Annotated in this window: 23 protein-coding genes; 14 read left to right on the forward strand and 9 right to left on the reverse strand. The window is 69.0% G+C overall.

The window, feature by feature from the left end; all coding sequences use genetic code 11:
• Window positions 1–170 precede the first annotated feature (170 nt).
• Window positions 171–467 (reverse strand): UBP-type zinc finger domain-containing protein, encoded by a 297-nt coding sequence (locus JIAGA_RS0107440; RefSeq protein ID WP_026875176.1) that lies wholly within the window; start codon window positions 465–467, stop codon window positions 171–173.
• Window positions 468–580: 113 nt separating this feature from the next.
• Here JIAGA_RS0107440 and JIAGA_RS0107445 point away from each other — a divergent pair, with 113 nt between their 5' ends.
• Window positions 581–1,141, forward strand: a complete 561-nt coding sequence (locus JIAGA_RS0107445; protein ID WP_035812225.1) for a dihydrofolate reductase family protein — start codon at window positions 581–583, stop codon at window positions 1,139–1,141.
• Window positions 1,142–1,412: 271 nt separating this feature from the next.
• Here JIAGA_RS0107445 and JIAGA_RS0107450 read toward each other — a convergent pair whose 3' ends face one another.
• Window positions 1,413–2,438 carry a phosphotransferase gene (locus tag JIAGA_RS0107450; protein WP_026875178.1) on the reverse strand — a complete coding sequence of 342 codons (1,026 nt, stop codon included), beginning with the start codon at window positions 2,436–2,438 and terminating at the stop codon, window positions 1,413–1,415.
• A 29-nt stretch (window positions 2,439–2,467) separates the two neighbouring features.
• The gene (locus tag JIAGA_RS0107455; protein ID WP_026875179.1) at window positions 2,468–2,938 is read right to left on the reverse strand and encodes an OsmC family protein; all 471 of its coding nucleotides are present in this window, start codon (window positions 2,936–2,938) and stop codon (window positions 2,468–2,470) included.
• Window positions 2,939–2,976: 38 nt separating this feature from the next.
• On the opposite strand from JIAGA_RS0107455, the gene JIAGA_RS0107460 reads away from it, so the two are divergent.
• Window positions 2,977–3,915 carry a beta-ketoacyl-ACP synthase III gene (locus JIAGA_RS0107460; RefSeq protein ID WP_026875180.1) on the forward strand — a complete coding sequence of 313 codons (939 nt, stop codon included), beginning with the start codon at window positions 2,977–2,979 and terminating at the stop codon, window positions 3,913–3,915.
• Window positions 3,916–3,959: 44 nt separating this feature from the next.
• On the opposite strand, the gene JIAGA_RS0107465 is transcribed toward JIAGA_RS0107460, so the two are convergent.
• The 5 genes from JIAGA_RS0107465 to JIAGA_RS35895 form a co-directional block, all read right to left on the reverse strand.
• Window positions 3,960–5,057 carry a Gfo/Idh/MocA family protein gene (locus tag JIAGA_RS0107465; RefSeq protein ID WP_026875181.1) on the reverse strand — a complete coding sequence of 366 codons (1,098 nt, stop codon included), beginning with the start codon at window positions 5,055–5,057 and terminating at the stop codon, window positions 3,960–3,962.
• Entirely contained in the window at window positions 5,042–5,746 is a 705-nt protein-coding gene (locus JIAGA_RS0107470) for a ThuA domain-containing protein (RefSeq protein WP_035812227.1), read from the reverse strand. The genes JIAGA_RS0107465 and JIAGA_RS0107470 overlap by 16 nt, the downstream gene beginning before the upstream one ends.
• Window positions 5,747–5,867: 121 nt before the next feature.
• Window positions 5,868–6,170 (reverse strand): universal stress protein, encoded by a 303-nt coding sequence (locus tag JIAGA_RS28200; protein ID WP_051425827.1) that lies wholly within the window; start codon window positions 6,168–6,170, stop codon window positions 5,868–5,870.
• 353 nt (window positions 6,171–6,523) lie between these two features.
• Complete coding sequence (locus tag JIAGA_RS0107480) at window positions 6,524–6,895, reverse strand: aldo/keto reductase (RefSeq protein WP_026875183.1); 372 nt, start codon at window positions 6,893–6,895, stop codon at window positions 6,524–6,526.
• A gap of 74 nt (window positions 6,896–6,969) precedes the next feature.
• On the reverse strand, window positions 6,970–7,836 hold the full coding sequence (locus tag JIAGA_RS35895; RefSeq protein ID WP_051425828.1) for a helix-turn-helix domain-containing protein: 867 nt from the start codon (window positions 7,834–7,836) through the stop codon (window positions 6,970–6,972).
• Window positions 7,837–8,004: 168 nt separating this feature from the next.
• On the opposite strand from JIAGA_RS35895, the gene JIAGA_RS0107490 reads away from it, so the two are divergent.
• From JIAGA_RS0107490 to JIAGA_RS0107520, 7 genes are read left to right on the forward strand one after another with little or no spacing between them, the layout of a single operon-like run.
• Entirely contained in the window at window positions 8,005–9,090 is a 1,086-nt protein-coding gene (locus tag JIAGA_RS0107490) for a LacI family DNA-binding transcriptional regulator (RefSeq protein ID WP_026875184.1), read from the forward strand.
• A gap of 40 nt (window positions 9,091–9,130) precedes the next feature.
• Window positions 9,131–10,519: an FAD-dependent oxidoreductase gene (locus JIAGA_RS0107495; RefSeq protein WP_051425829.1), complete on the forward strand. Its 1,389-nt coding sequence runs from the start codon at window positions 9,131–9,133 to the stop codon at window positions 10,517–10,519.
• Between the two features lie 2 nt (window positions 10,520–10,521).
• On the forward strand, window positions 10,522–11,448 hold the full coding sequence (locus tag JIAGA_RS0107500) for an ABC transporter permease (protein ID WP_026875186.1): 927 nt from the start codon (window positions 10,522–10,524) through the stop codon (window positions 11,446–11,448).
• Between the two features lie 9 nt (window positions 11,449–11,457).
• Window positions 11,458–12,321 (forward strand): ABC transporter permease, encoded by an 864-nt coding sequence (locus JIAGA_RS0107505; protein WP_026875187.1) that lies wholly within the window; start codon window positions 11,458–11,460, stop codon window positions 12,319–12,321.
• 52 nt (window positions 12,322–12,373) lie between these two features.
• A complete protein-coding gene (locus JIAGA_RS0107510; protein ID WP_026875188.1) occupies window positions 12,374–13,915 on the forward strand; it encodes an ABC transporter substrate-binding protein in 1,542 nt (513 codons plus the stop codon).
• A complete protein-coding gene (locus JIAGA_RS0107515) occupies window positions 13,912–14,976 on the forward strand; it encodes an ABC transporter ATP-binding protein (RefSeq protein ID WP_026875189.1) in 1,065 nt (354 codons plus the stop codon). The genes JIAGA_RS0107510 and JIAGA_RS0107515 overlap by 4 nt, the downstream gene beginning before the upstream one ends.
• Window positions 14,939–15,970, forward strand: coding sequence for an ABC transporter ATP-binding protein (locus tag JIAGA_RS0107520; RefSeq protein WP_051425831.1), 1,032 nt, complete (start codon window positions 14,939–14,941; stop codon window positions 15,968–15,970). The genes JIAGA_RS0107515 and JIAGA_RS0107520 overlap by 38 nt, the downstream gene beginning before the upstream one ends.
• Before the next feature lie 77 nt (window positions 15,971–16,047).
• Here the strand turns inward: JIAGA_RS0107520 and JIAGA_RS0107525 are convergent, their stop codons facing one another.
• Entirely contained in the window at window positions 16,048–17,499 is a 1,452-nt protein-coding gene (locus JIAGA_RS0107525; protein ID WP_026875191.1) for an Ig-like domain repeat protein, read from the reverse strand.
• A gap of 891 nt (window positions 17,500–18,390) precedes the next feature.
• On the opposite strand from JIAGA_RS0107525, the gene JIAGA_RS0107530 reads away from it, so the two are divergent.
• The 5 genes from JIAGA_RS0107530 (at window position 18,391) to JIAGA_RS32895 (ending at window position 25,322) form a co-directional block, all read left to right on the forward strand.
• Window positions 18,391–19,542 (forward strand): ABC transporter substrate-binding protein, encoded by a 1,152-nt coding sequence (locus JIAGA_RS0107530; RefSeq protein ID WP_051425832.1) that lies wholly within the window; start codon window positions 18,391–18,393, stop codon window positions 19,540–19,542.
• A gap of 101 nt (window positions 19,543–19,643) precedes the next feature.
• Complete coding sequence (locus JIAGA_RS0107535) at window positions 19,644–20,606, forward strand: carbohydrate ABC transporter permease (protein ID WP_051425833.1); 963 nt, start codon at window positions 19,644–19,646, stop codon at window positions 20,604–20,606.
• Window positions 20,603–21,472: a carbohydrate ABC transporter permease gene (locus tag JIAGA_RS0107540; protein WP_084469540.1), complete on the forward strand. Its 870-nt coding sequence runs from the start codon at window positions 20,603–20,605 to the stop codon at window positions 21,470–21,472. Before JIAGA_RS0107535 ends, JIAGA_RS0107540 begins: the two co-directional genes overlap by 4 nt.
• A 110-nt stretch (window positions 21,473–21,582) precedes the next feature.
• On the forward strand, window positions 21,583–23,115 hold the full coding sequence (arfA, locus tag JIAGA_RS0107545) for an arabinosylfuranosidase ArfA (protein ID WP_026875195.1): 1,533 nt from the start codon (window positions 21,583–21,585) through the stop codon (window positions 23,113–23,115).
• A 101-nt stretch (window positions 23,116–23,216) separates the two neighbouring features.
• Window positions 23,217–25,322: a family 43 glycosylhydrolase gene (locus tag JIAGA_RS32895; RefSeq protein WP_051425834.1), complete on the forward strand. Its 2,106-nt coding sequence runs from the start codon at window positions 23,217–23,219 to the stop codon at window positions 25,320–25,322.
• Window position 25,323 lies beyond the last annotated feature (1 nt).

The following is a 25,323-nucleotide window of genomic DNA, read 5'->3' on the forward strand; positions in this document are numbered from 1 at the left end:
CGTGACGGCACGGAGAGCCGTCCCGCTGCGCGAGTCTACCCAGGCGCGCGGCGGGCCGAACGTTGACGTGTCAAAGGTCACCCGTATGGCCGGGTGGCATCGGCCGTCCGTCCCCATGATCATCAGCGATCCACCACACCATGGCGGGGCGGATCGCCGACGATCATGGGTCAGTGATGCGACGGCGCCGGCGGTGCTCCCTCGACCTCGAACGCCAACTCGTCCTGATAGCACCACCACCAGTTCTCGCCCGGTTCGAACGACCGGATGAGCGGATGGTCGGCGTTGTCGTGCCAGTGCGCGGTGGCGTGCCTGCCGGGGGAGTCGTTGCAGCAGCCGACGTGCCCGCAGCTCATGCAGATGCGCAGGTGCACCCAGCGCCCGCCGTCGCGCAGGCATTCCACGCAGCCGTCACCGGACGGATCGACATCGTGGGCGGCGCCGAGGTGCTCACAGGTCTGGGCCATGGGGCGTGGCTCCTCCTCGCGATGCGGGCGTGACACGCGTCACGATAGCCGCAGCCGATGACTTCTGGCCGGACGCGTGGTCCATCCATCGGCAGCTACCCGGAGGAGTTGGCATGCGGAAGATCTTCGCGTTCCTGATGGTCACGATGGACGGCTACGACGAGGGCCCGGCTCAGGAGTTCGACTTCTGGAACCTGGGGCCGGAGTTCTACGCGTTCTCCGTCGAGCAGCTCGACGAGGCCGACACATTGCTGTTCGGGCGGGCCACGTATGCGGGGATGGCCGAGTACTGGCCGACGCCGGCGGCCCGGCAGGATCTGCCCGGCATCGCGGAACGGATGAACGACTACCCGAAGCTGGTGATGTCGCGCACGCTGCAGCGGGCCGACTGGCCGGAGACGACGATCCTGCGCGACCCGGGCGAGCTGGCGGAGCTGAAGCGGGGACCCGGGGGAGACATCGTGGTGATGGGCAGCTCGGCCCTCACCTCGAGCCTGATGGAGTCGGACCTGCTGGACGAGCTGCGGATCATGGTGAACCCGGTCACGCTCGGCGCCGGTCGGTCGGTGCTGGCCGGCGGCGGCCACCACCGGTTCCGCCTGCTGCGCACCCGGGTGTTCGACTCCGGCAACGTGCTGCTTACCTACCAGCCGCTGCCGGACGCGGTGGGCTAGGACCGCACGGCGTCCGGCCACCCGGCACCGGGAGCTGGTGATCAGGTGACTCTCCGGCGCTGATCGGCGCGTCGAGGTCGTCTGATCGTTTCGTGTCCACATGTTGGCGACGATCAGATGTACGACGCGCACTGGTGCCGGCGCCCCGGTCCCCTGATCGTCCGCACCACGGCGATCAGGTGAGGCAACGGCGATCAAGTGTGGCAACGACGATCAGGTGGCGCATCCGGCGCCGGACGCCCCCTGGGAACGACCTGTCCCGCGCGGGCTCTCAGTCACGCAGCGCGAGTCCCGCCAGGCCGTCGCCGGCCAGTTCGCCGCGGGCGAAGCCGAGCCAGTGCGACCGCTCGCGCTCGTCGGGTCCATCGAGGACCGCGGTGGCCAGCTGGGCGATGTCGTCCAGGGCCCGGATCCCGCGGTAGTAGGACAACAGCTCCTGGTCGAGGTCGGCCGGCCCGTACCCGGCGAAGAACCACTCCTGCTCGCGTTCGCCGACCGGCGCGAACCCCGGCAGCCCGCCGACGACGAACATCAGGTCGCGTTCGCGCGGCGCCACCGCGGCGTCGTCCCAGTCGATCAGCCACACGTCGCCGCCGTCACCGACCAGGACGTTGCCCAGGTGTGCGTCGGTGTGGCAGACGACGGCGGGCCGGCCGGGCCGCTCCCGCACCGTCTGCTCGAGTGTCGTGACGCGGCCGCGCAGCTGCGTCAGCAGGTCGGTTCCGGCCCGCCAGGCGAGGCCCAGCTCCCGGACCAGGTCGTCGTCGCGGTGGCCGTCGCCGCCTCCGTCCAGCCGATGGCTGACCGCGTCGACCGCGGCGATCACGGTGGCGGCGGACTCGGACGTCGCGGACGCGGCGACGGCGTCGGTGCCCGCGTGCGCCATCGTGTCGTCCACCCAGGTATCGCGCACCCTCGCGTCGTGCACCGCGGCCAGCAGCCGCCCGAACGACTCCCAGTGCACACGGGTCATGCGCCCGTCCAGGCCGTCGTCGTCGGACACCCACGGCAGCAGCGATAGCCGCCGGCCGTCGTGCTCGGTCCACAGCTCGCCGGTGCGGGTGGGCAGGGGCGCGGCGACTCCGGGGACGCCCAGGGCGGCCAGCCGGGCGGGCACGCGGAGGCCCTCCGGTGACCCGCCGCCGGTCCACTTCACCGCGTAGCGCGCTCCGTCGGCCGCGGTGCCGCGCCACACCGCCGCGGCGATGTCGGCGCCGGCATCGACACCGTCCAGCGCGACCAGGTCGATGCCGAAGTCGTCGCGGATCCAGGACCGCAAGAGCTCATGGGCGGTCACACCCGCGACCCTAGGCGGGAACCAGCGGTTCAGGCCCGAACCCGCACCACGGGTTCGTGCCGGACCGGTGTGCGCACCGAGGACGCGATGAAGCACAGCTGATGCGCCTTCTCGTGCAGCGCCGTGGCCTGGTCGACCATGGCGGCATCGGTCACCGTCACCTCCGGGCGGAGCAGCACGCCGGTGAAGGAGCCACCGCCGTCGGGGGTGACCTGCATGGTGCCGCGGGCCGTGTCCTCGTAGCCCACCACGACGATGCCCGCGGCGGCGCACAGGTGCAGGTACTGGAGCATGTGGCATTCCGACAGGGCCGCCACGAACAGCAACTCGGGGTTCCAGCGGTCCGGTTCACCGCGGAACATCGGATCGGCACTGGCCGCCAGCGCCGGCCGGCCGGACGTGAGCACGTCATGCGACCGGGAGTAGCCGCGGTAGCTCGCGGTACCGGTGCCCTGGTCGCCGGTCCACCGGACCGTGGTGACGTAGCTGTGCTCGGCCATCCGTCCTCCTGTCGAATCGCTGTGAGTACGCTGCCAGGATGACAGGCTCCCGGGTCGTCGCTGTCGGTCACCACCAGCCCGAACGCGTCCTCACGAATGACGAGTTGGCGAGCATGGTGGACACCAGCGACGAGTGGATCCGGTCGCGGGTGGGCATCGAGACCCGGCGGATCGCCGGCCCGGACGAGTCCGTCGCCGAGCTGGCCGCTCGGGCTGCGGAGAAGGCGCTGGCGAACGCCGGGTTGACGCCGTCCGACGTCGACTACGTCTCGGTCGCCACCTGCACCGCGATCGACCGCTCGCCGAACACGGCCGCGCGAGTGGCCGACCGGCTGGGCATGGGCACCCCGGCCGCCCTCGACGTCAACACCGCCTGCTCGGGCTTCACCCATGCCCTGGCCACCGCCGACCACGCCATCCGTGCCGGTGCTGCCCGATGCGCGGTGGTGGTCGGCGCCGAGAAGCTGAGCGACTTCACCGACTGGACCGACCGCTCCACGTCCGTCCTCATCGGCGACGGTGCCGGAGCGGTGGTGCTGGTGGCCGCTGACGAGCCCGAGGTCGGCCCGGTGACGTGGGGGTCGGTGCCGGAGATGTCCGACGCGGTGCGCATCGAGGGTCGGTCCGGCACGTTCGCTCAGGAGGGCCAGGCGGTGTTCCGCTGGGCCACCACCGAGCTGCCGAGGATCGCCCGGCTCACGTGCGAACGCAGCGGCATCGCACCGGACGAGCTGGGCGCCATCGTGCTGCACCAGGCGAACCTGCGCATCATCGAGCCGCTGGCGCAGCGCATCGGCGCCACCGGGGCGGTGGTGGCCCGCGACGTCGTCGAGTCCGGCAACACGTCAGCCGCCAGCATCCCGATCGCGCTGTCGAAATTGGTGGAGCGGCGGGAGATCCCGGCCGGAGCGCCGGTGCTGCTGTTCGGGTTCGGCGGCGGCCTCTCCTACGCCGGCCTGATCGTCCGTTCCCCATGATCATCAAGAGTTGATCCGGCCATGACCGGGTCAACCCTTGATGATCATGGGGCGGTGGGCTCCGCGGCCAGTGGTACTGCCGCCGGCCGCTCGGCCGGGTTGGCGATCTCGCGGGCCGCGCCGTCCCCGGCCGATTCCAGGACCGACTCCATGATGTCCAACACGTGCAGGGCGAGCCGGCCGCCGGCCCGCGCTTCGGCCGCCGACGGTGCTGTCATCAGCTCCGCGACGCCGAGGCCGCGGCCGCCGGTGGTGTATCCGGCCGCGACGGGCAGCGTCCCCCAGTCGGTGCTCCCCAGCCGCCGGTGATGCACGTCGCCGTCGAACCGGTTCGGGTCCGGGACGGCGAGCGAGCCTTCGAGGCCGTGGACCTCGATCGGCGGAGCCAGGGTGGCGGTGGCGTCGAAGCTCATCGTGATGGTCGACAACGCGCCCGAGGCGTGGGTGAGGATCCCGGTGACGTGCGTCAGGACGTGGACCGGGACCTGCTCGCCGGCCCGGGGCCCGCTGCCGATGGTGCGGGCGGGCCGTGAGGTGCTGCCCCGGCCGACCACCGAGACGACCGGCCCGAGCAGTGTCACGAGGGTGCTGACGTAGTACGGGCCCATGTCAAGCAAGGGCCCGCCGCCGGGCGCGTAGTAGAAGTCCGGGTTCGGATGCCAGCGTTCGTGACCGGCGGACAGGAAAGTCGCGGTGGCTGCGGTCGGTGTCCCGATGAGCCCGGCGTCGATGGCGTGCCGCGCGGTCTGCACTCCGGTGCCGAGCACGGTGTCCGGTGCGCCGCCGACGCGCACCTCGGCCCGCTCGGCGGCCCGCAGGATCTCGCGTCCGTCGGCGACGGTGGCGGCCAGCGGCTTCTCGTTGTAGACGGCCTTGCCGGCAGCGACGGCCGCGAGCGCGACCGGAGCGTGCGCGGCCGGCGTGGTGAGGTTGACGACGACGTCGATGCCCGGGTGGGCGAGGAGGTCGTCGGCGGCACAAGCCAGCACGCCGTCGTGCTCGGCGGCGACGGCCCGGGCACGCTCAGCGTCGAGGTCGGCGACGGCGACCAGCCGCAGCGTCGTCAGCTCGTCCAGAGCGCGCAGGTACTGCCCGGAGATGGCGCCCAGACCGACGATGCCTACTCCTACCGGCTCGCCCACAGCAGTCCTCGCTCGACGATGGTGCGCACGGCAGGGTGTTCCAACACCGACGGCTGGTGTCCCGGCGTGGCCACGAACACCCGGCCCTGGCCCCAGTCGCGGGTCCACACCGCCGGGCAGGTGACCTCGCGGTGCCACGGCTGGTCGTCGCGGGCGGGATGGGTGGTGGTGGCGAGGACGTCGTTGTACTCGTCGGTGAGCACCCAGTACTGCTCGGTCACCAGGTCGAAGTCGTCGAGCCCCGCCACGATCGGGTGGTCGGCGCGTTCGGGCCGGATGGTGATCCGGTGCGGGAGGAAGTTGTTCTCCGCCGCGCCGGGTGTGCACTCGGCCGCTGGCTTGCCGGGGTGCGCGGCGAACTGTCCGCCCACCAGGTGCAGGTAGTCCGATGAGGCGCGGAAGGCGTCGGCGATGCCGCCGTGCCAGCCGGCCAGGCCGGTACCGGCACGCACCGCCGCGGTGAGCCCGGCCAGCTGCTCCTGGCTGATGCTGCCCATGGTCCAGCACTGGACGACGAGGTCGGTGCCTGCCATCACGGCGGCGTCGGTGAGGACGTCCAGGGATTCCTCGACCCGGACGTCGTAGCCGGACGTGCTCAGGAACGGCACGAACAGGTCGGTGGCGGCGACGGGCGAATGCCCCTCCCAGCCGCCCCGGATCACCAGCGCGTGGCGGGGGGTGGAGCTCATCGTGGTCCTCACTGGGCGACGGTGGCTCGGCCGGTTCGGGACCGGAGCCGGCCTGGTCCGTCGGACCCGACCGGACAGCGATCCTCACCCGCGCCGGACGGCGGGGTCAAGCCACCCCGGCTCAGTCCGAGCGGACCACCGCCACCGGACGGCTCGCGTGCTGCAGGACCGAGCGGCTGACCGAGCCCAGGACCACGCTGCGAAACTCGCCGCGGCCACGCGACCCGACCACCGTCAACGCGGCGTCACGGCCGGCCTCGACCAGCACCGTGGCGGGGTGCCCGGCTTCGACGCGGGTGGTGACCGTCACGTCCGAGCCGGTGTCGCGCACTGCCTGGTCGACCGTCGCCTGGACCGTGGCGACGGCCTTCTCGTGCTCGGCTTCGGAGATGCGGGTGAGGGCGGTGGGGTCGAAGACCGGCATCAGGGCGGCGGCGGGCCTCGGCGGCGGCCCAGTCCAGGGCGATGCCGCTGGCGGCCGAGCCGTCGACACCGACGGCGATGGAGGTGGGCACGGATTGGCTCCGATCCGGTGATGGGCATGCGTCGTGTAGCAAGGATCGGCCCGGACGGCCCACTCCGCCAGGGCCGAACGACCGGAGATCGTACGAACGTGCTGGACCTGCACCCCTACACCGACCCCGAACTTCCGCCCGGCGACAATCGCGGCTGACCTGCCGCGCCAGGGCACACCTCCTGCGCCGCGCGGACGCACCGCGCCCGTTCCGGCCGATCCTGCGGCCGCCGCGCGAGTGAGGTGCCCCGACGCGCAGGACGTCACGAGAACCCACGCACCTCGAAGCCCGGGGTGGCGATCGCGCCGACCACGTCCGGGTCGAACAGGATGTAGGGCTGGTACAGCTCCGGCGGGCCCACGTAGTCGGTGCGCAGCCGGCACAGCGAGGCGTTCAGCGAGCTCAGTAGGTTCTTGCGGCCGTTGCCGGTGGCGTTGGGGTTGCCGGGCTCAATGGCGCCGGTGAACTTCGTGGCCAGCACCACCCGGTCTCGCGAGTTGGTCTCCTCGACGAACGTCCCGAGCAGCTCCTCGCTGCGGCCGTCGGCATAGCCGTCGGCGGTGTTGACGAAGTTGCCGCCGGAGTCGAGATAGTGACGGAAGAGGACCCGGGCGGATCCCGCGGTCTTGCACATCCTTGCCAGCCCGGTGATCGACAAGGCGCTGACATCCCTGGACGGGTAGAGACCGCCTGTCGATCGCGGGACGGTCAGCGGGCGGCCTCGCGGCGGTAGGTCAGCGGCGTGACGCCGAAGCGGCGGCGGAACGCCGTGGTCAGATGGCTCTGACTGGACAGCCCGACGTGGCCGGCGATCTCGCCGATGGGCGGGCCGTCGGGGGCGCGCAGCAGCCGCGCGGCCCGTTCCAGCCGGCGCTCGGTCACGTACCGGTGTGGTGGCAGGCCGGTCCCGGCCACGAACGCCCGGCTGATGTGCCGCGGAGACACCCGGGCGACCTCGGCGAGCGTGCGGATGCGCAGGTCGTCGCCGAGGTGGGCATCGATGTAGTCCAGCAGCCGGCGAAGCGCCGGGCCGGTCAGGGGCTGGGCCCGTCCGCGGTCGGGGCGGACCAGGTTCGAGTACCTGTGCGCCAGGTGCACGCTCAGGGTGGTGGCGATGCTGTCCCCGTACAGCCGGCCGGTCGCGCCGCCGCTGCGCAGCTCGTCGCGCAGCGCCGCCGACAGCGCGTGGACGACGGGGTCCGGCCGGTGGGTGAAGCCGCGGAACTCCAGCCGGCCCGGTTCGGAGCCGAGCACGGATGCGACCTCGTGCGGGCACAGCCTCAGCGCGACGTATTCGGTGAGGCCGCCGCCGTAGTAGGAGCGGCGCCGGTGCCGGGCCGGGACGAACGTGACCGCCCCGGGGTGGTCGCTGCCGTCGTAGCGGCCGTCGTCGGTGGTCGCGATCGTGCGGCCGGCGCTCCCGGAGAGGGTCACGAACAGCAGGTGGTCGGCGCGCTCGGTGACCCCGGTGGTCCCCTCGGCTGCCCGCCAGCGGACGAGGTCCACGTCGAGCCCGGGCCACGACCGGCCGGTGCGGGCCAGGTCACGGCCGCCGAACGCATGCACCGCGGTCATGCCGGCAGTGTCGCCGGCGGATCTCACAGACTCCTCAGAACGTCAGCGCCGGGGCGGCGCCGACGTTCCGAACGACCTTGCTTATGCGCATTGACACCTCGCTGTGAATTGCTAGGTTATGGGCATAAGCAGTCGGCGACGCCGTCGTGGCCAGCTCGAGGAGGAGCATTGCGGTCGAAGGACCAGAAGGGCCGGGCCCGGCCTCGGCAGGCCGACATCGCCAAGGCCGCCGGCGTGTCCCAGGCGACCGTCTCGATGGTCCTGTCCAACCGCACGACGACCCGGATCTCCGAGGAGACCCGGCGCAAGATCCTGGAGCTGAGCGGCGATTTCGGCTACTCGGCCAACCCGGCGGCCCGCCGGCTGGCCGGGGGCAAGAACCGGATCCTGGGGGTCTTCACCTACGAGCCCACGTTCCCGATCGCCGGGCTGGACCAGTACTACCCGTTCCTCCTGGGCATCGAGGCGGAGGCGGAGCAGCTGCAGCAGAACCTGCTGCTGTTCACGAGCGCCAGCGGCGAGGGGCGGTCGCGCAGCATCTACGCCGACGGCGTCAACCAGCTCGGGATCGCCGACGGCAGCATCCTCCTCGGCCGGGGGGAGAAGCGGGACGAGGTCGCGCGTCTCGCCCGGGAGGGGTATCCCTTCGTCTACATCGGTCGCCGTGAGATCCACGGCGCCGACATCTCCTGGGTCACGGCGGACTACGAGAGCGCCACCTACGACGTCACCCGGCGCCTCCACGATCTGGGGCACCGCCAGCTGCTGTACATCGGCGTGGAGCGACCGGAGGAACCCAACCTCGATCGCTTCGCCGGGTGGGAGACCGCCCGGGCCGAGCTGTCTCTCGACGGGTCCGTGCGCAGGCCGGCCGCGGATGCCGACCTCGGGCCGCTCATCGCCGAACAGGTGAGTAGCGGCGTCACGGCGTTGGTCATCGAGACGCCTGACGACGCGCCCCGGGTGTTCCGGTCGGTGAAGGAGCTCGGCCTGAACGTGCCGGGCGATCTGTCCATCGCCGTGCTCGGCGACATGTCGCTGCCCCGTGCCCGCAAGCGCTCCTGGTCGGGTTTCGGCATGCCCTACCAGGAGATCGGCGTGGCGGCGGTCCGCCTTCTCGTCGAGCTGATCAGCGACCCCTCGGTCGCGCCGCAAACCCTGAAACTGCCGTGTCACGTCAACGTCGGCAAGACCGTCGCTGCGCCGAACACCTCCGAGAACGCGCCGGCGGCGAGCCCTTCGCGGCCCCTCTGAACCCCACGCATGCAACCGACCGGGTTGCGAAAGGAGCACCGTGCCTCAGTCCGTCGCTCTTCACCTCGACGCCCCCGTGCGTGCCAGCGTCGACGTCCTCGTCGTCGGCAGTGGCCCGTCCGGCCTGGCCGCCGCCATCAGCGCCGCCCGCAGCGGGGCCACGACCATGCTGGTCGAACGGTTCGGCTACGTCGGCGGGAACCTCACCGCCGGGCTCGTCGGCCCGTGCATGACGTCGTACAGCCTGGACGGCAGCACTCAGCTCATCCGCGGGGTCTTCGAGGAGATGATCCTGCGGATGGAGGAACAGGGCCAGGCGATCCACCCGTCCAAGGTTCCCGCGAACAGCCCGTACTGCGGGTACATCACCTACGGCCACGACAAGGTCACCCCGTTCGAGCCCGAGGCCGTCAAGGTCACGGGCCTGCAGATGCTGCGCGAGGCCGGGGCCGAGGTCCTGCTCCACACCACCGTGATCGAGTCGCGGGTCGAGGGCAACGCCGTCACGGGTGTCTTCATCGCGAGCAAGTCCGGGGTCGAGGCGATCGACGCCACGGTCGTCGTCGACTGCTCGGCGGACGCGGACGTGGTGGCGCGGGCCGGCGGCGAGACGGTGTACGGCCGCGACGAGGACGGACTCGCCCAGCCGATGACGTTGTTCTTCCGGGTGGCGGGTGTCGACGACGCCGCAGTCGACGACTACGTCACCACCGCCCAGGAGCGTCGCCCGTTCGCCTCGATCGTCGAGGAGGCACGTCGTGCCGGCGAGTTCACCATCCCGCGCAAGGGGATCGGCCTGTACAAGACGCTGCGGCCGGGGGTCTGGCGCATCAACACCACCCGCGTCCTCGGGGTGAGCGGCGTCGACGTGGCCGACCTGACCACGGCGGAGATCGAGGGGCGGGAGCAGGTCCACGACCTCATGGCGTTCCTGCGCCGCCGTATCCCCGGGTTCGCCGAGGCGACGTTGCTCGACACCGCCGCGACCATCGGTGTGCGCGAGACGCGCCGCATCGTCGGTGAATACACGCTGACCGCCGACGATCTCGAGACCGGCCGCCATTTCGACGACGTCATCGGCACCTGCGGCTACCCGATCGACATCCACAGCCCGGTCGACGCCGGCGGAAGGCTCGAGGAGGACCCCACCGCCAACGTGTACGAAATGCCATACCGGAGTCTGGTGCCGAAGGACCTCGACGGGGTGCTGGTGGCCGGCCGCAGCGTGTCCGCCACGCACGAGGCGCTGGCCGCGATCAGGGTGATGCCACCCTCCTTCGCGATGGGCCAGGCCGCGGGGACGGCGGCGGCGCTGGCGGTGAAGGCCGGCGTGCAGCCGCGGCACGTTGACATCGCGGCGCTGCAGCGCCAGCTGCTCGAGGACAACGCCTATCTGGGGCCGCACAAGGTCCCGGAGACAGTCGGCTGATCATGGGGCCGCTCGTCCTTCGGCGCATCGGGCAGGCCGTGCTCGTGTTGTGGGGAGCACTCACGATCATCTTCCTGGTCGTCCGGTTGGTCCCGGGTGATCCGGCCGCACTGCTTCTCGGACCCACCGCCTCGGCGGAGCAGGTCGAGGCACTGAGCCGCGACCTCGGGTACGACGAGCCGCTGATGGTCCAGTACGTGACCTACCTGGCGGACGCGGTCCGGATGGACTTCGGAGAATCCGTCCGGCTGCACGTGCCGGCCATGGAGGCCGCCGTCGACCGGCTCCCGGCGACGATGACCCTGGCCATCACCGCGATGCTCCTCACCATCGCCATCGGGTTCCCGCTGGGCGTGGTCTCCGCACGCCGGCCCCGGAGCCTGGCCGGCCGGGCCATCAGCACGGTCTCCCTCGCCTTCCAGGGGATGCCGCAGTTCTGGGTCGGGATCGTACTGGTGATCATCTTCTCGGCGTCCTTCCGGCTGCTTCCGTCGTCCGGGTTCACGTCGCCGCAGAGCTTGATCATGCCGGCGGTGGCGTTGGCGCTGCCGTACGTGGGGTGGCTCACCCGCTCGGTGCGCAACTCGGTGATGGAAGAGCTGGACCGTCACTACGTGCGCACCGCCAAGGCGAACGGCTTGCCGAGCCGTCGCATCTTCTACGGCCACGTGGTCCGCAACACGTTGATCCCGGTGATCACCGTGATCGGGCTTCTGCTCGGAGTCTTCATCGGTAGCGCTGTCATCGTCGAGCAGGTGTTCGCCTGGCCCGGCGTGGGACGACTGATGATCGAGGCCATCACCTACCGCGACTACTCCGTCGTCCAGGCCGCGGTCCTCGTCATCACGGCTCTGTACGTCGTGATGAACCTGGTGGTCGACCTCCTTTACAGCTACCTGGACCCGCGCGTCCGGTTCAAGAACCCCTGAGGAGGCCCAGTGTCCGCACAACCGCTGCCCGCGACGGCGAACCGGGTTCGCCGTCGCCGGGTACCGAGCGCGAAATGGTTCGCCTGGGGTGTCATCGGGGCGTACGTCCTGATCGCGCTGGTAGGGCCGCTGTTGGTTCCCTACGACTCGACGTCGACCAGCACGATCGACAGGCTCCAGCCTCCGGGGTCGACGCTGAGCGACGGTTCGGTGAGCTGGCTCGGGACCGACCAGGTGGGGCGTTCCATCGCCGCGCAGGTCATCGCCGGCTCGCGGATCTCGATGCTCATCGCCGCCACGACCATCCTGGTGGCCGGGGCAATAGGGCTCGTCCTCGGGCTCATCGCCGGGTACTACGGCCGCTGGGGCGACTCGGTGATCATGCGGCTGGGCGACATCCAGCTCGCCTTCCCGAGCATCCTGCTCGCGATCCTCATCGCCGGCGTCCTCGGTCCCAGCGTCACCAACGTGATCCTGACCCTGGCGATCACCCGGTGGGTGATCTTCGCCCGCGTGGTGCGAGCCTCCGCCCTCGTCGCGAGCAGGAGCGAAGCGGTCGACGGCGCGCGGGTGCTCGGTGTCTCCGACCTCTCGATCATCACCCGTTACGTGCTCCCTCGGGTGCTCGGCCCGGTCGCGGTGGCCGCGACGGTTCAGGTGGGACTGATGATCATCGCCGAGGCCTCGCTGAGCTTCCTCGGGCTCGGGGTGCCGCTGGACCAGGCCTCCTGGGGTTCGATCATCGCCAACGGGCGCGACTACCTGTCCTCGGCGTGGTGGATCGCCGCCATCCCCGGAATCGCGCTGGTGTGTCTCGTCATCGCCACCGGCATGGCCACGGACAACGGCAAGAGGGCAGACCAGACCATGTGAGGCACCGCGCAGGTGCCCTAAACCAGACGCCGCTCGCTCGAAGGAGAGAGAGATGCCTACGGATAACCGCGCGGGGCCACCGCTGCGCCGGGTGACCAGACGACGATTCCTCGCCCTCGTCGGCGCGGGCACCGGCTCCCTGGTCCTCGGATCGTGCGGGATGCAGCGGGCCGGTGGGGGTGACGGCGAGTCCGTCATCAGGGCCGCGTTCGACCGTCCGATCCTCGACCTGAACCCGTTCGGCTCCGCGAACGTCGAGCAGGCCACGCTGATGGCCGCGAAGCTGATCTTCGACACGCTCGTCGTGCACGACGGGGAGGGGATCCGGCCGAGTCTGGCGACCGAATGGTCCCAGCCCGACGAGCACACCTGGGTCTTCTCGCTGGGCGACGTCGCCTTCCACGACGGCAGCCCGGTGACTGCCGCGGACGTCAAGGCCAGCATCGAGAGCATCGCGGCGGGCGAGACCCCGCAGGCGGCGCTGTGGGGTGCGCTGGAGAGCGTCGAGGCCACCGATGACAAGACCGTGACCATCAGAACCACCACCCCGCTGGGCACCATGCTGGCGAACCTCTCCCTGCTCGCCATCGCCCCAGCCGACAAGATCGGCGACGAGAGCTTCTTCGCCGCCCCGGTCGGCAGCGGCCCGTTCGAGGTGGAGTCCTTCACAGCTTCGGACCACCTGCACCTGCGCGCCGTGGAGGGGTACTGGGGAGGCACACCGGCTTCCTCGCGGCTGGAACTGCCCTTCATCCCCGAGAGCTCCACCCGCCTCACCGCCCTGCGGACCGGCGAGGTGGACCTCACGTGGTCCATTCCGCCGGACCAGATCGAGGAGATGTACGACCCCACCATCGACGTCGTCTCGGTGCCGAGCTTCATCAACTACTTCAACTGGTTCAACGCCAGCAGGGAGCCGTTCGGCGACGCACGGGTGCGGCGCGCGATGTGGATGGCCATCGACATCGAGCAGATGGTGGGCGACCTGTTCGGCGACAGTGCCGAGGTGGCGACCGCGCCGATCACGTCGTCGGTCTTCGGTTACGCGCCGCAGGAGCCCTACCCGTACGACCCCGATGAAGCGCGCCGGCTCCTGGCCGACGCAGGACTACCGGACGGGTTCTCCACGCACGTGATGTGGGCGCAGGGAGTCGCCCCGCAGGCGCGAGCGATGGCCGAGACCTTCGCCTCCTATTGGAACGAGATCGGGGTGTCGGTCGAGCTGCAGGAACTGGAACAGGCGCAGTGGCTCGACCGGCTCCTCGCCCTGGACTGGGACATGAACCTTCAGAACGCCGCGACCGCCACCGGCGACGCCGACTACAGCCTCGGGCGCCTGTACACGACGGACGCCAACCGGATCGGCTACTCCAACCCGGAGCTCGACACGGTCCTCGAGCAGGCTCGGGCTGTGACCGACCAGGATCAGCGCGCCGAGCTCTACGCCCAGGCATGCAAAATCATCTGGGATGACGCGGTGGGGATCTTCCCGCTCCAGATGCTCGCCACCTACGGCGTCCGCGACGACATCCGGGGGCTCGAGCCCGCGGCGAACAACCAGCCGGACTTCGTGCCGGTCGGGCGGGAAGCATGAGTACGCGCTCGGAACGGTCCCGGACACCGGTCGCCGCGGTCGAGGACGAGGTCGCCGCCCTCGAGGTGAGCAACCTCGAGGTCGCCTACCGCAGCGGAGGGAAGCTGGTTCAGGCGGTGCGCGACGTCTCCTTCGACGTCGGGCGAGGGGAGACGGTCGCGCTCGTCGGCGAGTCGGGAAGCGGCAAGAGCACCATCGGCTTCGCGCTGATGGGTCTGCTCCCGGACGGCGTGGGTGAGGTCACCGGGGGGACCGTGCGGTTCCTCGGCGCACCCCTCGACGTGACGGACGACAATGCGCTCGGGCCGATTCGCGGCCGGAAGATGTCGATGGTCTTCCAGGACCCGCTGACCGCCCTGAACCCGGTCCTCACGATCGGCAAGCAGCTCGCCGAGCTGTTCGTCCACCATCAAGGGCTCTCCGGCCGCGAGGCGCGGCGCAAGGCCGTCGACTTGCTGAAGATGGTCAAGATCCCGGACCCCGAGCGTCGCGCGCGGCAGTATCCGCAGCAGCTGTCGGGCGGTATGCGCCAGCGCGTCGTCATCGCGATGGCGCTCGCGCTCAACCCGAAGCTCGTGCTCGCGGACGAGCCCACCACCGCCCTGGACGTGACAGTCCAGGCGCACGTGATGGAGCTGCTGGACCGCCTGGCCAGCGAAACGGGCGCGGGGACCCTGCTCATCAGCCACGACCTGGCGGTGGTGGCCTCCTACGCGCGGCGGGTATACATCCTCTACGCCGGCCAGGTGATGGAGCGTGGCCCGATCCGGCCGATCTACGAGCGCCCCGCCCACCCCTACACCGTCGGCCTGCTGCGCTCGGTGCCCCGGGTGGCCCAGGACCAGCGCGACCTGCAGCCCATCCCGGGCAGTCCGCCGCACCCGGCCGAGCCGGTGTCAGGGTGCCCGTTCCATCCCCGCTGCCCGCTGGCCACCGAACGCTGCAGCGAGGAGAAGCCGGTCATGCACGAGGTCGGAGAAGGACGCGCCGCGGCATGCCACTACGCGGAGGAGGTGCACGACGGTGTCCACCGAGAGATCCTTGGCACTACGCGCGACTGACGTGGTCTGTACGTACCGCCTGCCGGGGCGGCTGTTCCGGCGCGGGCGGCCGGAGGTGCACGCGGTGGACGGCGTCACCCTCGACGTCGGTGCCGGCGAGGCCGTCGGCCTCGTCGGAGAGTCCGGCTGCGGGAAATCCACCATGGCGCGGGCCGTGGTGGGGCTCGAGCGGATCGCATCGGGGACGGTGGAGGTCTGCGGGCAGAGCGTGGCCGGCCTGCCCCGCAAGGCCAGGCGAGACGCTCGGCAGCAGGCCCAGCTGATCTTCCAGGACCCGTACTCGTCGCTGAACGACCAGATGACGGTGCGTGAGCTGCTCAGCGAGGGATGGCGGGCCCATCCCTCGCTGCTCGACCGCAGCCGGTGGAACGAGCGGATCGCCGAACTGCTGACGATGGTCGGCCTCGATCCCCGACATGCCGAGCGCAAGCCGTCGGAGTTCTCCGGCGGACAGCTCCAGCGCATCAGCATCGCCCGGGCGCTGAGCGTCGAGCCTCGGCTGCTGATCGCCGACGAGGCGGTCTCCGCCCTCGACGTCTCCGTCCAGGCACAGGTGCTGAACCTGCTCGACGACCTCCGGCGCCGACTCGGCCTCGGGATCCTCTTCATCTCCCACGATCTGTCGGTGGTACGTCATCTATGCGAGCGCGTCGCGGTGATGTACCTCGGCAAGATCGTCGAGTCCGGGCCGACGGCGCAGGTGTTCGCGCGCCCGACGCACCCGTACACGCAGATGCTGCTGGACTCGGTACCCGATCTGTTCCCCTGGGAGAGCGGCGGGACGGCGCGGCTACCGGAGTCGGGCGAACCGCCGTCGCCGATCGACCCGCCGCCGGGATGCCGCTTCCACACGCGCTGCCCGCTGGCGGCAGAAGTGTGCTCTCAGGACGAGCCCGTTCTCGAGCCGTCGTCGCTGCCGCAGCACCACGTCGCCTGCCACTTCGCGGACCGCGCCGTGCACGGCGCCTGGTCGGGTACCCCGGTCTCCCCATGATCATCAAGAGTTGCCCCGGTCATAGCCGTGTCAACTCTCGATGATCATGGGGACTGGGTGACCTCAGGCGGCGAGCATCATCCCGTGGGCCCGCTGGCAGAGCCGTTGAAGAGATCGTCGCCCAAGTAATGGGCCTCGATGCCCTCCGCAGACGCGGGATGGTGCGGGTGAGAGGGCGGGCGTAGGCGGGCGGTGCCGCGGGGGTTCAGCTTGGCGACGCCGAGGACCGTGTCACCACGGCGGAACTCCACGAGCCCGGTCGGAACCGCCTGGCTGGTGCCCAGCGGTTCGACCGTGGCGGAGACATGGGTGACCCTGTTGCCGCGGGTCTCGACCGACAGGGACGTCTCCGTGGTGCGGAAGACGACGCGCTTCAGGAAATCCTCGAGGAGCGGACGGGCGGCAACCCAGGTATGGGTGCCGTCCACGTTGTGTTCCACGACGTCCAGGCCATGGCTCCGCAAGGTCGCCGCCCGCGCTATCGAGTTCGGGCCGATGTTGCCGACGAAGTCCTGCAGACCCGTGCCCATGTGGATACCGCCGCGCACACCTCTCATGTTCTCGACCTGAGTCGCGTCGGGATTGCCGCCCCCAGCGGCTGCCCACAGGCCGTAGTAATGGAAGGCGGGTGTGTAGTTGTACAGCAGGGCGATGCCTCGCTGCCCACCCATCGACTGCCCGCCGAACGCCCTGTCCTCCGGGAGCGTGGACACGTTGTACTCCCGCTCGATGAACGGGATGACGTTCTCGATCAGGTCCCGCGCATAGCCTGCGTCGCCCTCAGGGATCCCGTTGAAGTTGGTCGTGACGATGACCATCGGCTGCACCTGGCCGCCGGCGACGAGGTTCTCCATGATGTAGTTGGCGAGAGCCTGCACGAAGAAGTGAGATTCGTTGCCCCCGAAGCCGTGGCTCAGATAGAGCGTGGGATAGGGCACTGGACGGTTGGCGTCGTAACCGGCAGGCAAGTACGCGACGAGGTGGTGCGTGCCCGGCGGATTCGTCGACGTCGGCGAGACGTACTCGCGATGCTCGAACGTCCCCGTGAGCTCTGGCGGCGTCGGTGCATGGTTGCGGTTGTCGTAGGTCGGGAAGTCCGGGTGCTCCGGCACGAAGACGGTGCTGAGTGTCTGGGCGCCCGTGGGGGTCAGCCCAGCCGACCACGGCGGATTCGCCGGATCGTAGTGATACGTGCAGCCGTCGATCCCCGCAGGCCCCCCGCAGTCATGGACGAAGCGGTAGGAGTGCATCCCGGACGGCAGCGGCGTCGTCCAGGTCCAGACGCCGTCCTCGCCCAGCGCCATGTCCGACGCCGGGAACGCGGGAAAGAACCCGGGACCGGCAGCGGCCACAGTGTCGCCCGGCCGCCAGTCCCATCCCATGCGGCCGTCTGAGGTGCCGGTGTTGACGAGGGACTCGACGCTGGAGAACTGCCATTCTCCCCAGATCCGCACCTGCTCGACATCGTCGGGTGCCTTGTATCGGAACGTGACGGAGTACCCGGTCGGTCCCTCGTCCGTTCGTGTCACCTGAGGGCCGAGGTCAAGGTCGTCGGTGGTGTCCGCGGCGGCTGGGGCGACGGCTCCGGCCAGGAGAAGACTGCAGCCGACTGCGACCGCCGCAACACACTGCGCGCGACGGTTGCCGGCTCTCACCCTTCCCCCACCAGGGCGCTTCCGTGCAGTGGAGGTGCGGGCCGACTCGATACGAGCGACCAGCCTCGTGATGATGCTCCGACGTTCCATGAGTCCCTCTCTTTCTGGACGGACCTGACGGGCTTCGATGAGTCCACGTGCCGGGAGTGACCTGGCCGCTTCATGCACCGTGAGCCTGCTGACCTGAAGCTGATCGGCGAGCTCGGATTCGGAATGACCAGCGTCGCGCTTCGCCGAGGATCGGCCGCTCGAACTCACCCACGGCACATCGATGCGCGAAACATATCAGATAGGTTGCTCACCTCCGAGCTCATCGGTGATGGCGCCACGCCAGCTCAAGTCGGCGTGACGGGCCGGTTGTCTCGACGGAAACCGCAAGCTAGTGCCACAAGCGTAACGAAGGGGTAACAAGACTTATCAGATGTCTTGACCGTGACGTACGTCACGGCTAGCTTCGACCTGTCCGACGGATCGGATGGCATCCGTGTCGTCGGACGGAGGTCGTGCAGCTTCCCTCCGCAGCGAACTGCGCTCCCGGTCAGACCAGACTCAACGTCGAGAGGATCGAGCATGTTAGCGATCACAAACATCGGTCGCCCTCGGTTTCGATGGGGGGCAGTCCTGATCGCCGGACTGCTCGTTGCCGCAGGCTGTGGGTCAGGTGACGACGGCTCCGCCGCCGACGGAGGCGGTGGGGCGCCCGGCGGCGGGCCCCAGGACGTCGAGCTCGAGTTCTGGACGTTCGTGGACGCTCATACCGACTTCATGCAGGCGCGGGCGGACGAGTTCAACGAGCAGAACGACGAGTACAACATCATCCTGAACGCCTCGACCGCCGACTTCGAGGACATGCACGACCGGCTGCTGGTGGCCCTCCAATCCGGCGCCGGCGCTCCGGACATCGTCGACATCGAGATTCAGCGCTTCGCGACGTTCCTGCGCGGAGAAGTCCCGCTGCACCCGCTGACCGACATCATCGACAACCACCGCAGCGAGCTGGTCGAGGAACGGACCGCACCGTATCGGGCCGATGGCGTCGAGTACGGCATCGACTATCACCTCGGCGCGTGGGTCATGTACTACAACTCCGAGATCCTCGGCGAGGCTGGCGTCGACGTCGACTCGATCGTGACCTGGGACGACTACATCGCGGCCGGGCAGCAGGTCGTCGAGAACACCGATTCCTGGATGGCGTCGATCGAGACGACCGACCGCTTCTCCGTGCTCGGCCCCATGTTGCAGAACGGCGGTGGGACCTACGACGAGAACAACGAACTCATCCTGGACAGCGCGGAGAACATCGAGGCGCTGCAACTCATCTCCGACATGGTGCACGAGCACGAGATCGCCACGGCCAGCGCCGGCGGCCAGCACCACAGCGAGGCCTACTACCAAGCATTGAACGACGGCGAGTACGCCTCGGTGTGGATGCCCTTGTGGTACGTGACGCGCTTCAAGGACTTCATGCCCGAAACCGAGGGCAAGATCCTCATCCGGCCGCTGCCGGAGTTCAGCTCGGACGGGTTCATCAGCACGATGGGCGGCGGCACCGGGACCGCGATCACCCAGCAGATCGACGAGGACAAGCTCGACGCGGCCAAGGCGTTCCTCGAGTTCGCCAAGCTCACCTATGACGCCCAGGTGTCGTTGTACACGGACCTCGGCTTCGACCCGTTCCGCAATGACGTCTACACCGACGACGCCCTGACCGCGCCCGACCCGTGGTTCGGCAACGAGCCGGTGATGACCAACGTGCAGGCGATGTTCGACCGTCTGGCGCCGGAGTTCACCGGGCCTCGGTACCCGGAGTCCGTGCTCCAGTTGCGCGACGTCGTCGCCTATCAGGTCGTCGAGGAAGGCGCTGATCCGGCCGAGGCGCTTCGCCGAGCAGCTGACGAGATCCGCTCGCTCGATTAGCGGCGGACGACGCTGCACGACCTCCATGTCCGTCCGTGGCTCGTGGCCAGGCCGCGAGCCACGAGCGCGGACGGCATCAGCGGGACGGAAGGAAGCAGTCGATGGCGACAGACACCGCACACGCCGATGCGCGATCCGGCGCACCTGCGCGCAAGCGCAAGAGCAAGCCGAAGAGGCCGTTCCTGCACCGTCCGGCGGTCGTGGCGATGGTGTTCCTCCTGCCGTTCCTCGTGCTCTATGTCGTCTTTCGCGTCTACGCGGTCGGCTACGCGGTGGTCCTGAGCTTCCAGGAGATCCAGGGAATCGGCGGCTCGGCTGAGTGGACGGGCGTGGACAACTACCGGCGCCTGCTGACGGACCGGACAGGCTTCACGGCACTGCGGAACACCATGCTGTACACGGTCGGCACGCTGTTGGTGCTGATCCCGGTGCCGTTCGTCCTCGCTGCGATCCTGCGCTCGCGCTGGGTGGCACGACAGTCGATGTTCCGTTCCATCCTGTTCCTGCCCGTACTCACCTCGCTCGTCGTGGTGGGCGTGGTGTTCTCCCTGCTGCTTTCCACGAACGGCTTGCTGAACAGCTTCCTCGGACTGTTCGGAGTGCCCGCGCAGGCATGGCTGGAAACCCAGCATCTGGCAATCCCAGCGATGATCATCATGGCCACGTGGCGGTGGACCGGGATCAACATCATCTACTTCACCACCGGCCTGTCCAACATCCCGAACGAGCTCTACGAGTCAGCTGCTGTCGACGGTGCCGGACCGATCCGGCAGTTCTGGCATCTGTCGGTGCCGCTGTCGAAACCGATCATCCTGTTCGTCACGGTCCTGACGATCTTCGGCGGATTCCAGCTCTTCGTGGAGCCGCTGATCCTCTGGGGCTCAGGCGGCGGGCCGGGCCAAGGTGGGCTGAGCGCTGTGGTGCACCTCTACCGCACGGCGTTCACATCCTTCGATCTCGGATACGCGTCCGCGATCGGGGTCGTCCTGGCCGCGATCATCATGGTGTTCTCGTTGATCGTGCTGAAGGCGTTCGGCTTCTTCGCAAAGGACGACGAACGATGACCGTTGCCCAGCGCAAACCTCTCGCCCGCAGCGGTACACCTCGTCGCCCGACGGCGAAGAAGATCGCCATGACGTCGGTGGTCGCGGTGGTCGCGATAGCGTTCCTGATCCCGTTCTACTGGCTTCTGGTCAGTTCGCTGCGCGAGCCGCAGCGCATCTTCGCCGACGCAGGTGAGTTCTTTCCGTCGTCGCTCACGCTGCAGAACTTCCGGACCGTGTTCAACGAGACGCCCGTCGTCTCGTGGTTCGCGAACTCGGTGATCCTCACCGTGGGGTCGACAGTCGGCTCCCTGATCGTGGTCACGATGGCCGCCTATGCGCTGGCGCAGATCAGGTTCCCGTTCCGCAACACGATCTTCGTGTCCATCCTCGCCTCGCAGATGTTGCCGTTCCATCTGTTGCTGATTCCGTTGTTCCTGCTGATGATCCAGCTCAACCTGATCGACACGCATCTCGGGGTCATCGTGCCGATGCTGGCGCATCCGTTCGGACTGTTCTACATGCGCCAGTACATGCTCGGCCTGCCGCAGGCGGTGTTCGACGCGGCGCGGGTGGACGGAGCGTCCGACTACCGGATCTTCTTCCGGATCGTGCTCCCGATGGTGAAGCCGGCGCTGGCAACGCTCGCGATCATCTTCTCGCTCGAGCAGTGGAACGATCTGCTCTGGCCGCTCATCGTCATGCGATCCGAGGGCAACTACCCGCTGGCTGTGGGCATGACCACGCTCGTCGGCCTGTACCGGCCGCGATGGGACCTGGTGATCGCGGTCGCGGTGATCGCCGTAGTGCCGATCATGATCATGTTCGTGCTCCTGCGAAAGCAGTTCATCAACGGGCTCGGGCAGTTCGGCACCGGCAGCAAGTGACCCTCCCCCCACAGAAGGAGCCCAGTACGGCCCGGCGCGACCTGCCTGCGGCGCTGGCTGCCCTTCTCCGGCCGCCACGATCCAGCCCGAACGACGAGGAGTGACGCTCAGTGCACAGCGCGATCCTGACCATCGATCCGGAGTTCCGCATCGCCGAGGTGCCGCCGCGATTGTTCGGCTCGTTCGTGGAACATCTGGGCCGGTGTGTGTACACCGGGATCTTCGAACCTTCGCACCCGTCTGCCGACGACGACGGGTTCCGTACCGACGTGCTGGACCTGACCCGCGAGCTCGGGGTGTCCGTGGTGCGGTACCCAGGTGGCAACTTCGTGTCCGGCTACCGCTGGGAGGACGGCGTCGGCCCGCGGGAGGCCCGGCCGCAGCGGTTGGACCCGGCATGGCGTTCTACCGAGACGAACGCCTTCGGGCTCGGCGAGTTCGCCGCGTGGAGCCGTCGAGCGGGGATCGAGCCGATGATGGCTTTGAACCTCGGAACCCGCGGCATCCAGGACGCTTGCGATCTGCTGGAGTATTGCAACCACCCGGGGGGCACGTACTGGTCCGACCTGCGTACCGCGCACGGCCAGGCGAAGCCGTTCGACATCCGCCTGTGGTGCCTCGGCAACGAGATGGACGGGCCGTGGCAGATCGGCCACAAGACAGCCGCCGAGTACGGCCGGCTGGCGGCGGAGACCGGCCGCGCGATGCGGATGATCGATCCGTCGCTGGAGCTGGTCGCATGCGGGAGCTCCCATTCGGGCATGCCGACCTTCGGCGAGTGGGAGGCCACGGTTCTGGAAGAGGCCTACGACCAGGTCGACTACATCTCGCTGCACGCGTACTACCACCTGCAGGACGGCGACCTGGCCAGTTTCCTGGCGTCGGCTGTCGACATGGAGGCGTTCATCGACGACGTGGTCTCCACCGCCGACCATGTGCGTGCCAAGCGACGGGCGACCAAGCGCATCAACCTGTCGTTCGACGAGTGGAACGTGTGGGACCAGACCGACTGGCGTGAACAAGGGCCTCCGGAGGGCTGGCCCGAGGCGCCACCGTTGATCGAGGACACCTACACGGTGGCGGACGCTGTCGTGGTCGGCAGCCTGCTGATCGCGCTGCTGCGACGCTGCGACCGAGTGACGGTCGCCTGCCTGGCCCAACTCGTCAATGCGATCGCGCCGATCCGTACCGAGCCGGGCGGACCGGCATGGCGACAAGCGAGCTTCCACCCGTTCGCGCTCACCGCCCGGCTGGCCCGTGGCCGCGTCCTGCGCGTCGACCCGGTGGCACCTGTCATCGCGACCGCCCGATACGGCGACGTGCCGGCGGTCCACGCCGTCGCCACCTACGACGACGACTCCGGCGACGTGGCGATCTTCGCTGTGAACCGGAACCCGACCGAACCGGTCGAGCTCACGGTACGGCACCACGCATTCGCGCAACACCGGATCACCCAGCACACCGTGCTGTCCGATGACGACCTCGGAGCAACCAACAGCAGCACCAGTCCGGACCGCGTGATCCCCGTGTCCATGCCCGTGGATACGTCCGGCCACGGATCCGGACGGGTCTACCTGAAGCCCGCGAGCTGGAACGTCATCCGGCTCACCGATCCAGACCGGCCGCGTGACCGAGAGGAGTGAGCTGAGCGTCAGAGACAAGGCCATGTACGCGCTGGGCTGCCGTTGAACGCATGACGAATGACCGGGCAGGCCAACGCGGCAGATCAGGGAGGTAGCTGGTAATGCTGGCAGAACACGATACTGCGGGACCGCGCCGGCGGTGGCACACCCAGGCCGCGGCGATCCTGGCGGCGGCCGCGATCCCGGCGGCGCTGCTCACCCAGACCGCGACAGCCGCGGAACCGCCGAAGGCGACGGCCGAGGCGTCACCGGCGGACCAGGCCGGCGATCTGATCGATGAGTCACGGGGCCAGATCCCGTTGACCGGGTCCACCTCGCTGCACGACCCGACCTTGTGGAAGGACGACGACACCTACTACGTGTCGGCAACCGGAGGCCTGGTGCGCAGCGCCCCGAGCCTCGAGGGGCCCTGGACCAACCTCGGCAGCGTGCCTGCGGCGGGCTGGGCACCTCACGTCCAGCGCATCGAAGACACCTATTACTACTACTACTCGAGTTCGTCGTTCGGCACGAACAACTCGTCGATCAGGCTCAAGACCACGAAGACGCCCGAAGACCCGTCGAGTTATGTCGAACGCGGCACGGTGATCAGATCTGGTTCACAGGACCCCGACCACGCGACCTTCAATGCGATCGACGGTGCGATCTGGCCTGATGAGAACGGTGACTGGTGGATCGTATGGGGCTCACACTTCGACGGCATCATGATCCAGCAACTGGGCGAGGACATGGCATCGGTCGTGGGTGAGCGCCACCTGGTCGCTCATCGGGAGAGCGAGCTGTTCCCCATTCTCGAGCCGGGGTGCCCGTATCCTCTGGCGAGCTGCCCGAACTTCAACCGCATCGAGGGGCCGTCCATCTTCGAAAAGGACGGCTACTTCTACCTGATGGCCGCGTGGGACTGGTGCTGCCGTGCGAACGGAAACGACAACACATACAAGATCGTCGTCGGACGGTCCGAGAACATCTACGGACCGTACCTCGACAAGAACGGTGTGGACCTCGCCGAAGGCGGCGGCAGCATCATCCTCAACAGCAGGACGGCTGCGTCCGGTGTGAGCCCGTCGGGGTTGTACCGGGCGCCCGGAGGACCGGACATCTTCGTGGAGGACGACGTGTACCACCTCGTCTACCACGCTTACCGGCCGCAGAACACGCTGGGTATCTGGCCGATGAGCTGGCACGACGGCTGGCCCTACCTGAACGAGACGGACGGCGGTCCGTACGACCTGGAAGACGGCGCCCACTACCGGCTGGTCAACCAGGACGGAATCATCAGCGACCCGGACAGCTTGCAGAATCCAGTGGCCAGTGATCGGTGCCTCACGGCTGACGACGGCGCGGTGATCCAGGCGCGGTGCGACGACTCCTCGCCGCAACAGATCTGGGAGATGCACGCTGCCCCTGACGGCACGTGGCGCTTGCGGGGAATGGGCGCCGGCGGCGAGTTCTGCCTCGCCATGGCGGACGACTCGGGCGCAATCGGCACGGAGGTGGTGACTGCACCGTGCGACGAGTCGACAGATCTGCAGAGGTGGAACCTCGACGACACGGGCCACGGCTTCCACAGAGCCGTGTCCGAGGGAACCAACCTCGCCGTCGAGGTCGAGAACCACTGCGACCCGGCCGCGTCGTACAACTGCGACGGCGTGATCGGCACCGATGTCGTCGGCGGCATCCGGCGCGACGGCGACCACACCGCGGGCAACCTCACCCAGGCGGCGAAGTGGCCGCCGCAGCAATGGCGGTTCTCCCGGGTCGACGAGCTCCCGTGCTTCGATGTCGTGACCGGACGCCATGCCGGCCCGGTCACCATCACCCACGGCGTGACCTGCCTCGACGGCGCGACGGTCCACGGACCGGTTACCGTCACGGCGGGCGCGGGACTACGCTCCGTGGACTCCCGCGTGTCCGGACCGGTCCGCGCCACCGGTGCGCTCGAGATCGAGTTCTGCGGTTCACGGATCACCGGGCCGGTCACTATCGCGGGCGGAGCCCGCGCAGCGCTCGGGAGTCCCCAGGACGGCTGCGACGGCAACATGGTCACCGGCCCGGTCAGCGTCGCCGGGGTCCGTGGTGTCACCGTCATCGCCGACAATCGGATACTCGGCCCACTGGCGTGTTCGGACAACGAGCCGGCGCCTGTCGACCAAGGCTTCGTCAACGTCGTCCGGGGCCCGACGAGCGGACAGTGTGACGACCTGTGAC

The organism is Jiangella gansuensis DSM 44835 (assembly GCF_000515395.1).
GTDB lineage: Bacteria > Actinomycetota > Actinomycetes > Jiangellales > Jiangellaceae > Jiangella > Jiangella gansuensis.

Bases quoted from the DNA above. Each gene is read 5' to 3' on its own strand.
- JIAGA_RS0107440 (WP_026875176.1), bottom strand. From the start codon at position 467: ATGGCCCAGACCTGTGAGCACCTCGGCGCCGCCCACGATGTCGATCCG.
- JIAGA_RS0107445 (WP_035812225.1), top strand. From the start codon at position 581: ATGCGGAAGATCTTCGCGTTCCTGATGGTCACGATGGACGGCTACGAC.
- JIAGA_RS0107455 (WP_026875179.1), bottom strand. From the start codon at position 2,938: ATGGCCGAGCACAGCTACGTCACCACGGTCCGGTGGACCGGCGACCAG.
- JIAGA_RS0107460 (WP_026875180.1), top strand. From the start codon at position 2,977: ATGACAGGCTCCCGGGTCGTCGCTGTCGGTCACCACCAGCCCGAACGC.
- JIAGA_RS0107470 (WP_035812227.1), bottom strand. From the start codon at position 5,746: ATGAGCTCCACCCCCCGCCACGCGCTGGTGATCCGGGGCGGCTGGGAG.
- JIAGA_RS28200 (WP_051425827.1), bottom strand. From the start codon at position 6,170: ATGCCGGTCTTCGACCCCACCGCCCTCACCCGCATCTCCGAAGCCGAG.
- JIAGA_RS0107480 (WP_026875183.1), bottom strand. From the start codon at position 6,895: ATGTGCAAGACCGCGGGATCCGCCCGGGTCCTCTTCCGTCACTATCTC.
- JIAGA_RS35895 (WP_051425828.1), bottom strand. From the start codon at position 7,836: ATGACCGCGGTGCATGCGTTCGGCGGCCGTGACCTGGCCCGCACCGGC.
- JIAGA_RS0107500 (WP_026875186.1), top strand. From the start codon at position 10,522: ATGGGGCCGCTCGTCCTTCGGCGCATCGGGCAGGCCGTGCTCGTGTTG.
- JIAGA_RS0107510 (WP_026875188.1), top strand. From the start codon at position 12,374: ATGCCTACGGATAACCGCGCGGGGCCACCGCTGCGCCGGGTGACCAGA.
- JIAGA_RS0107515 (WP_026875189.1), top strand. From the start codon at position 13,912: ATGAGTACGCGCTCGGAACGGTCCCGGACACCGGTCGCCGCGGTCGAG.
- JIAGA_RS0107530 (WP_051425832.1), top strand. From the start codon at position 18,391: ATGCAGGCGCGGGCGGACGAGTTCAACGAGCAGAACGACGAGTACAAC.
- JIAGA_RS0107535 (WP_051425833.1), top strand. From the start codon at position 19,644: ATGGCGACAGACACCGCACACGCCGATGCGCGATCCGGCGCACCTGCG.
- JIAGA_RS0107540 (WP_084469540.1), top strand. From the start codon at position 20,603: ATGACCGTTGCCCAGCGCAAACCTCTCGCCCGCAGCGGTACACCTCGT.
- JIAGA_RS32895 (WP_051425834.1), top strand. From the start codon at position 23,217: ATGCTGGCAGAACACGATACTGCGGGACCGCGCCGGCGGTGGCACACC.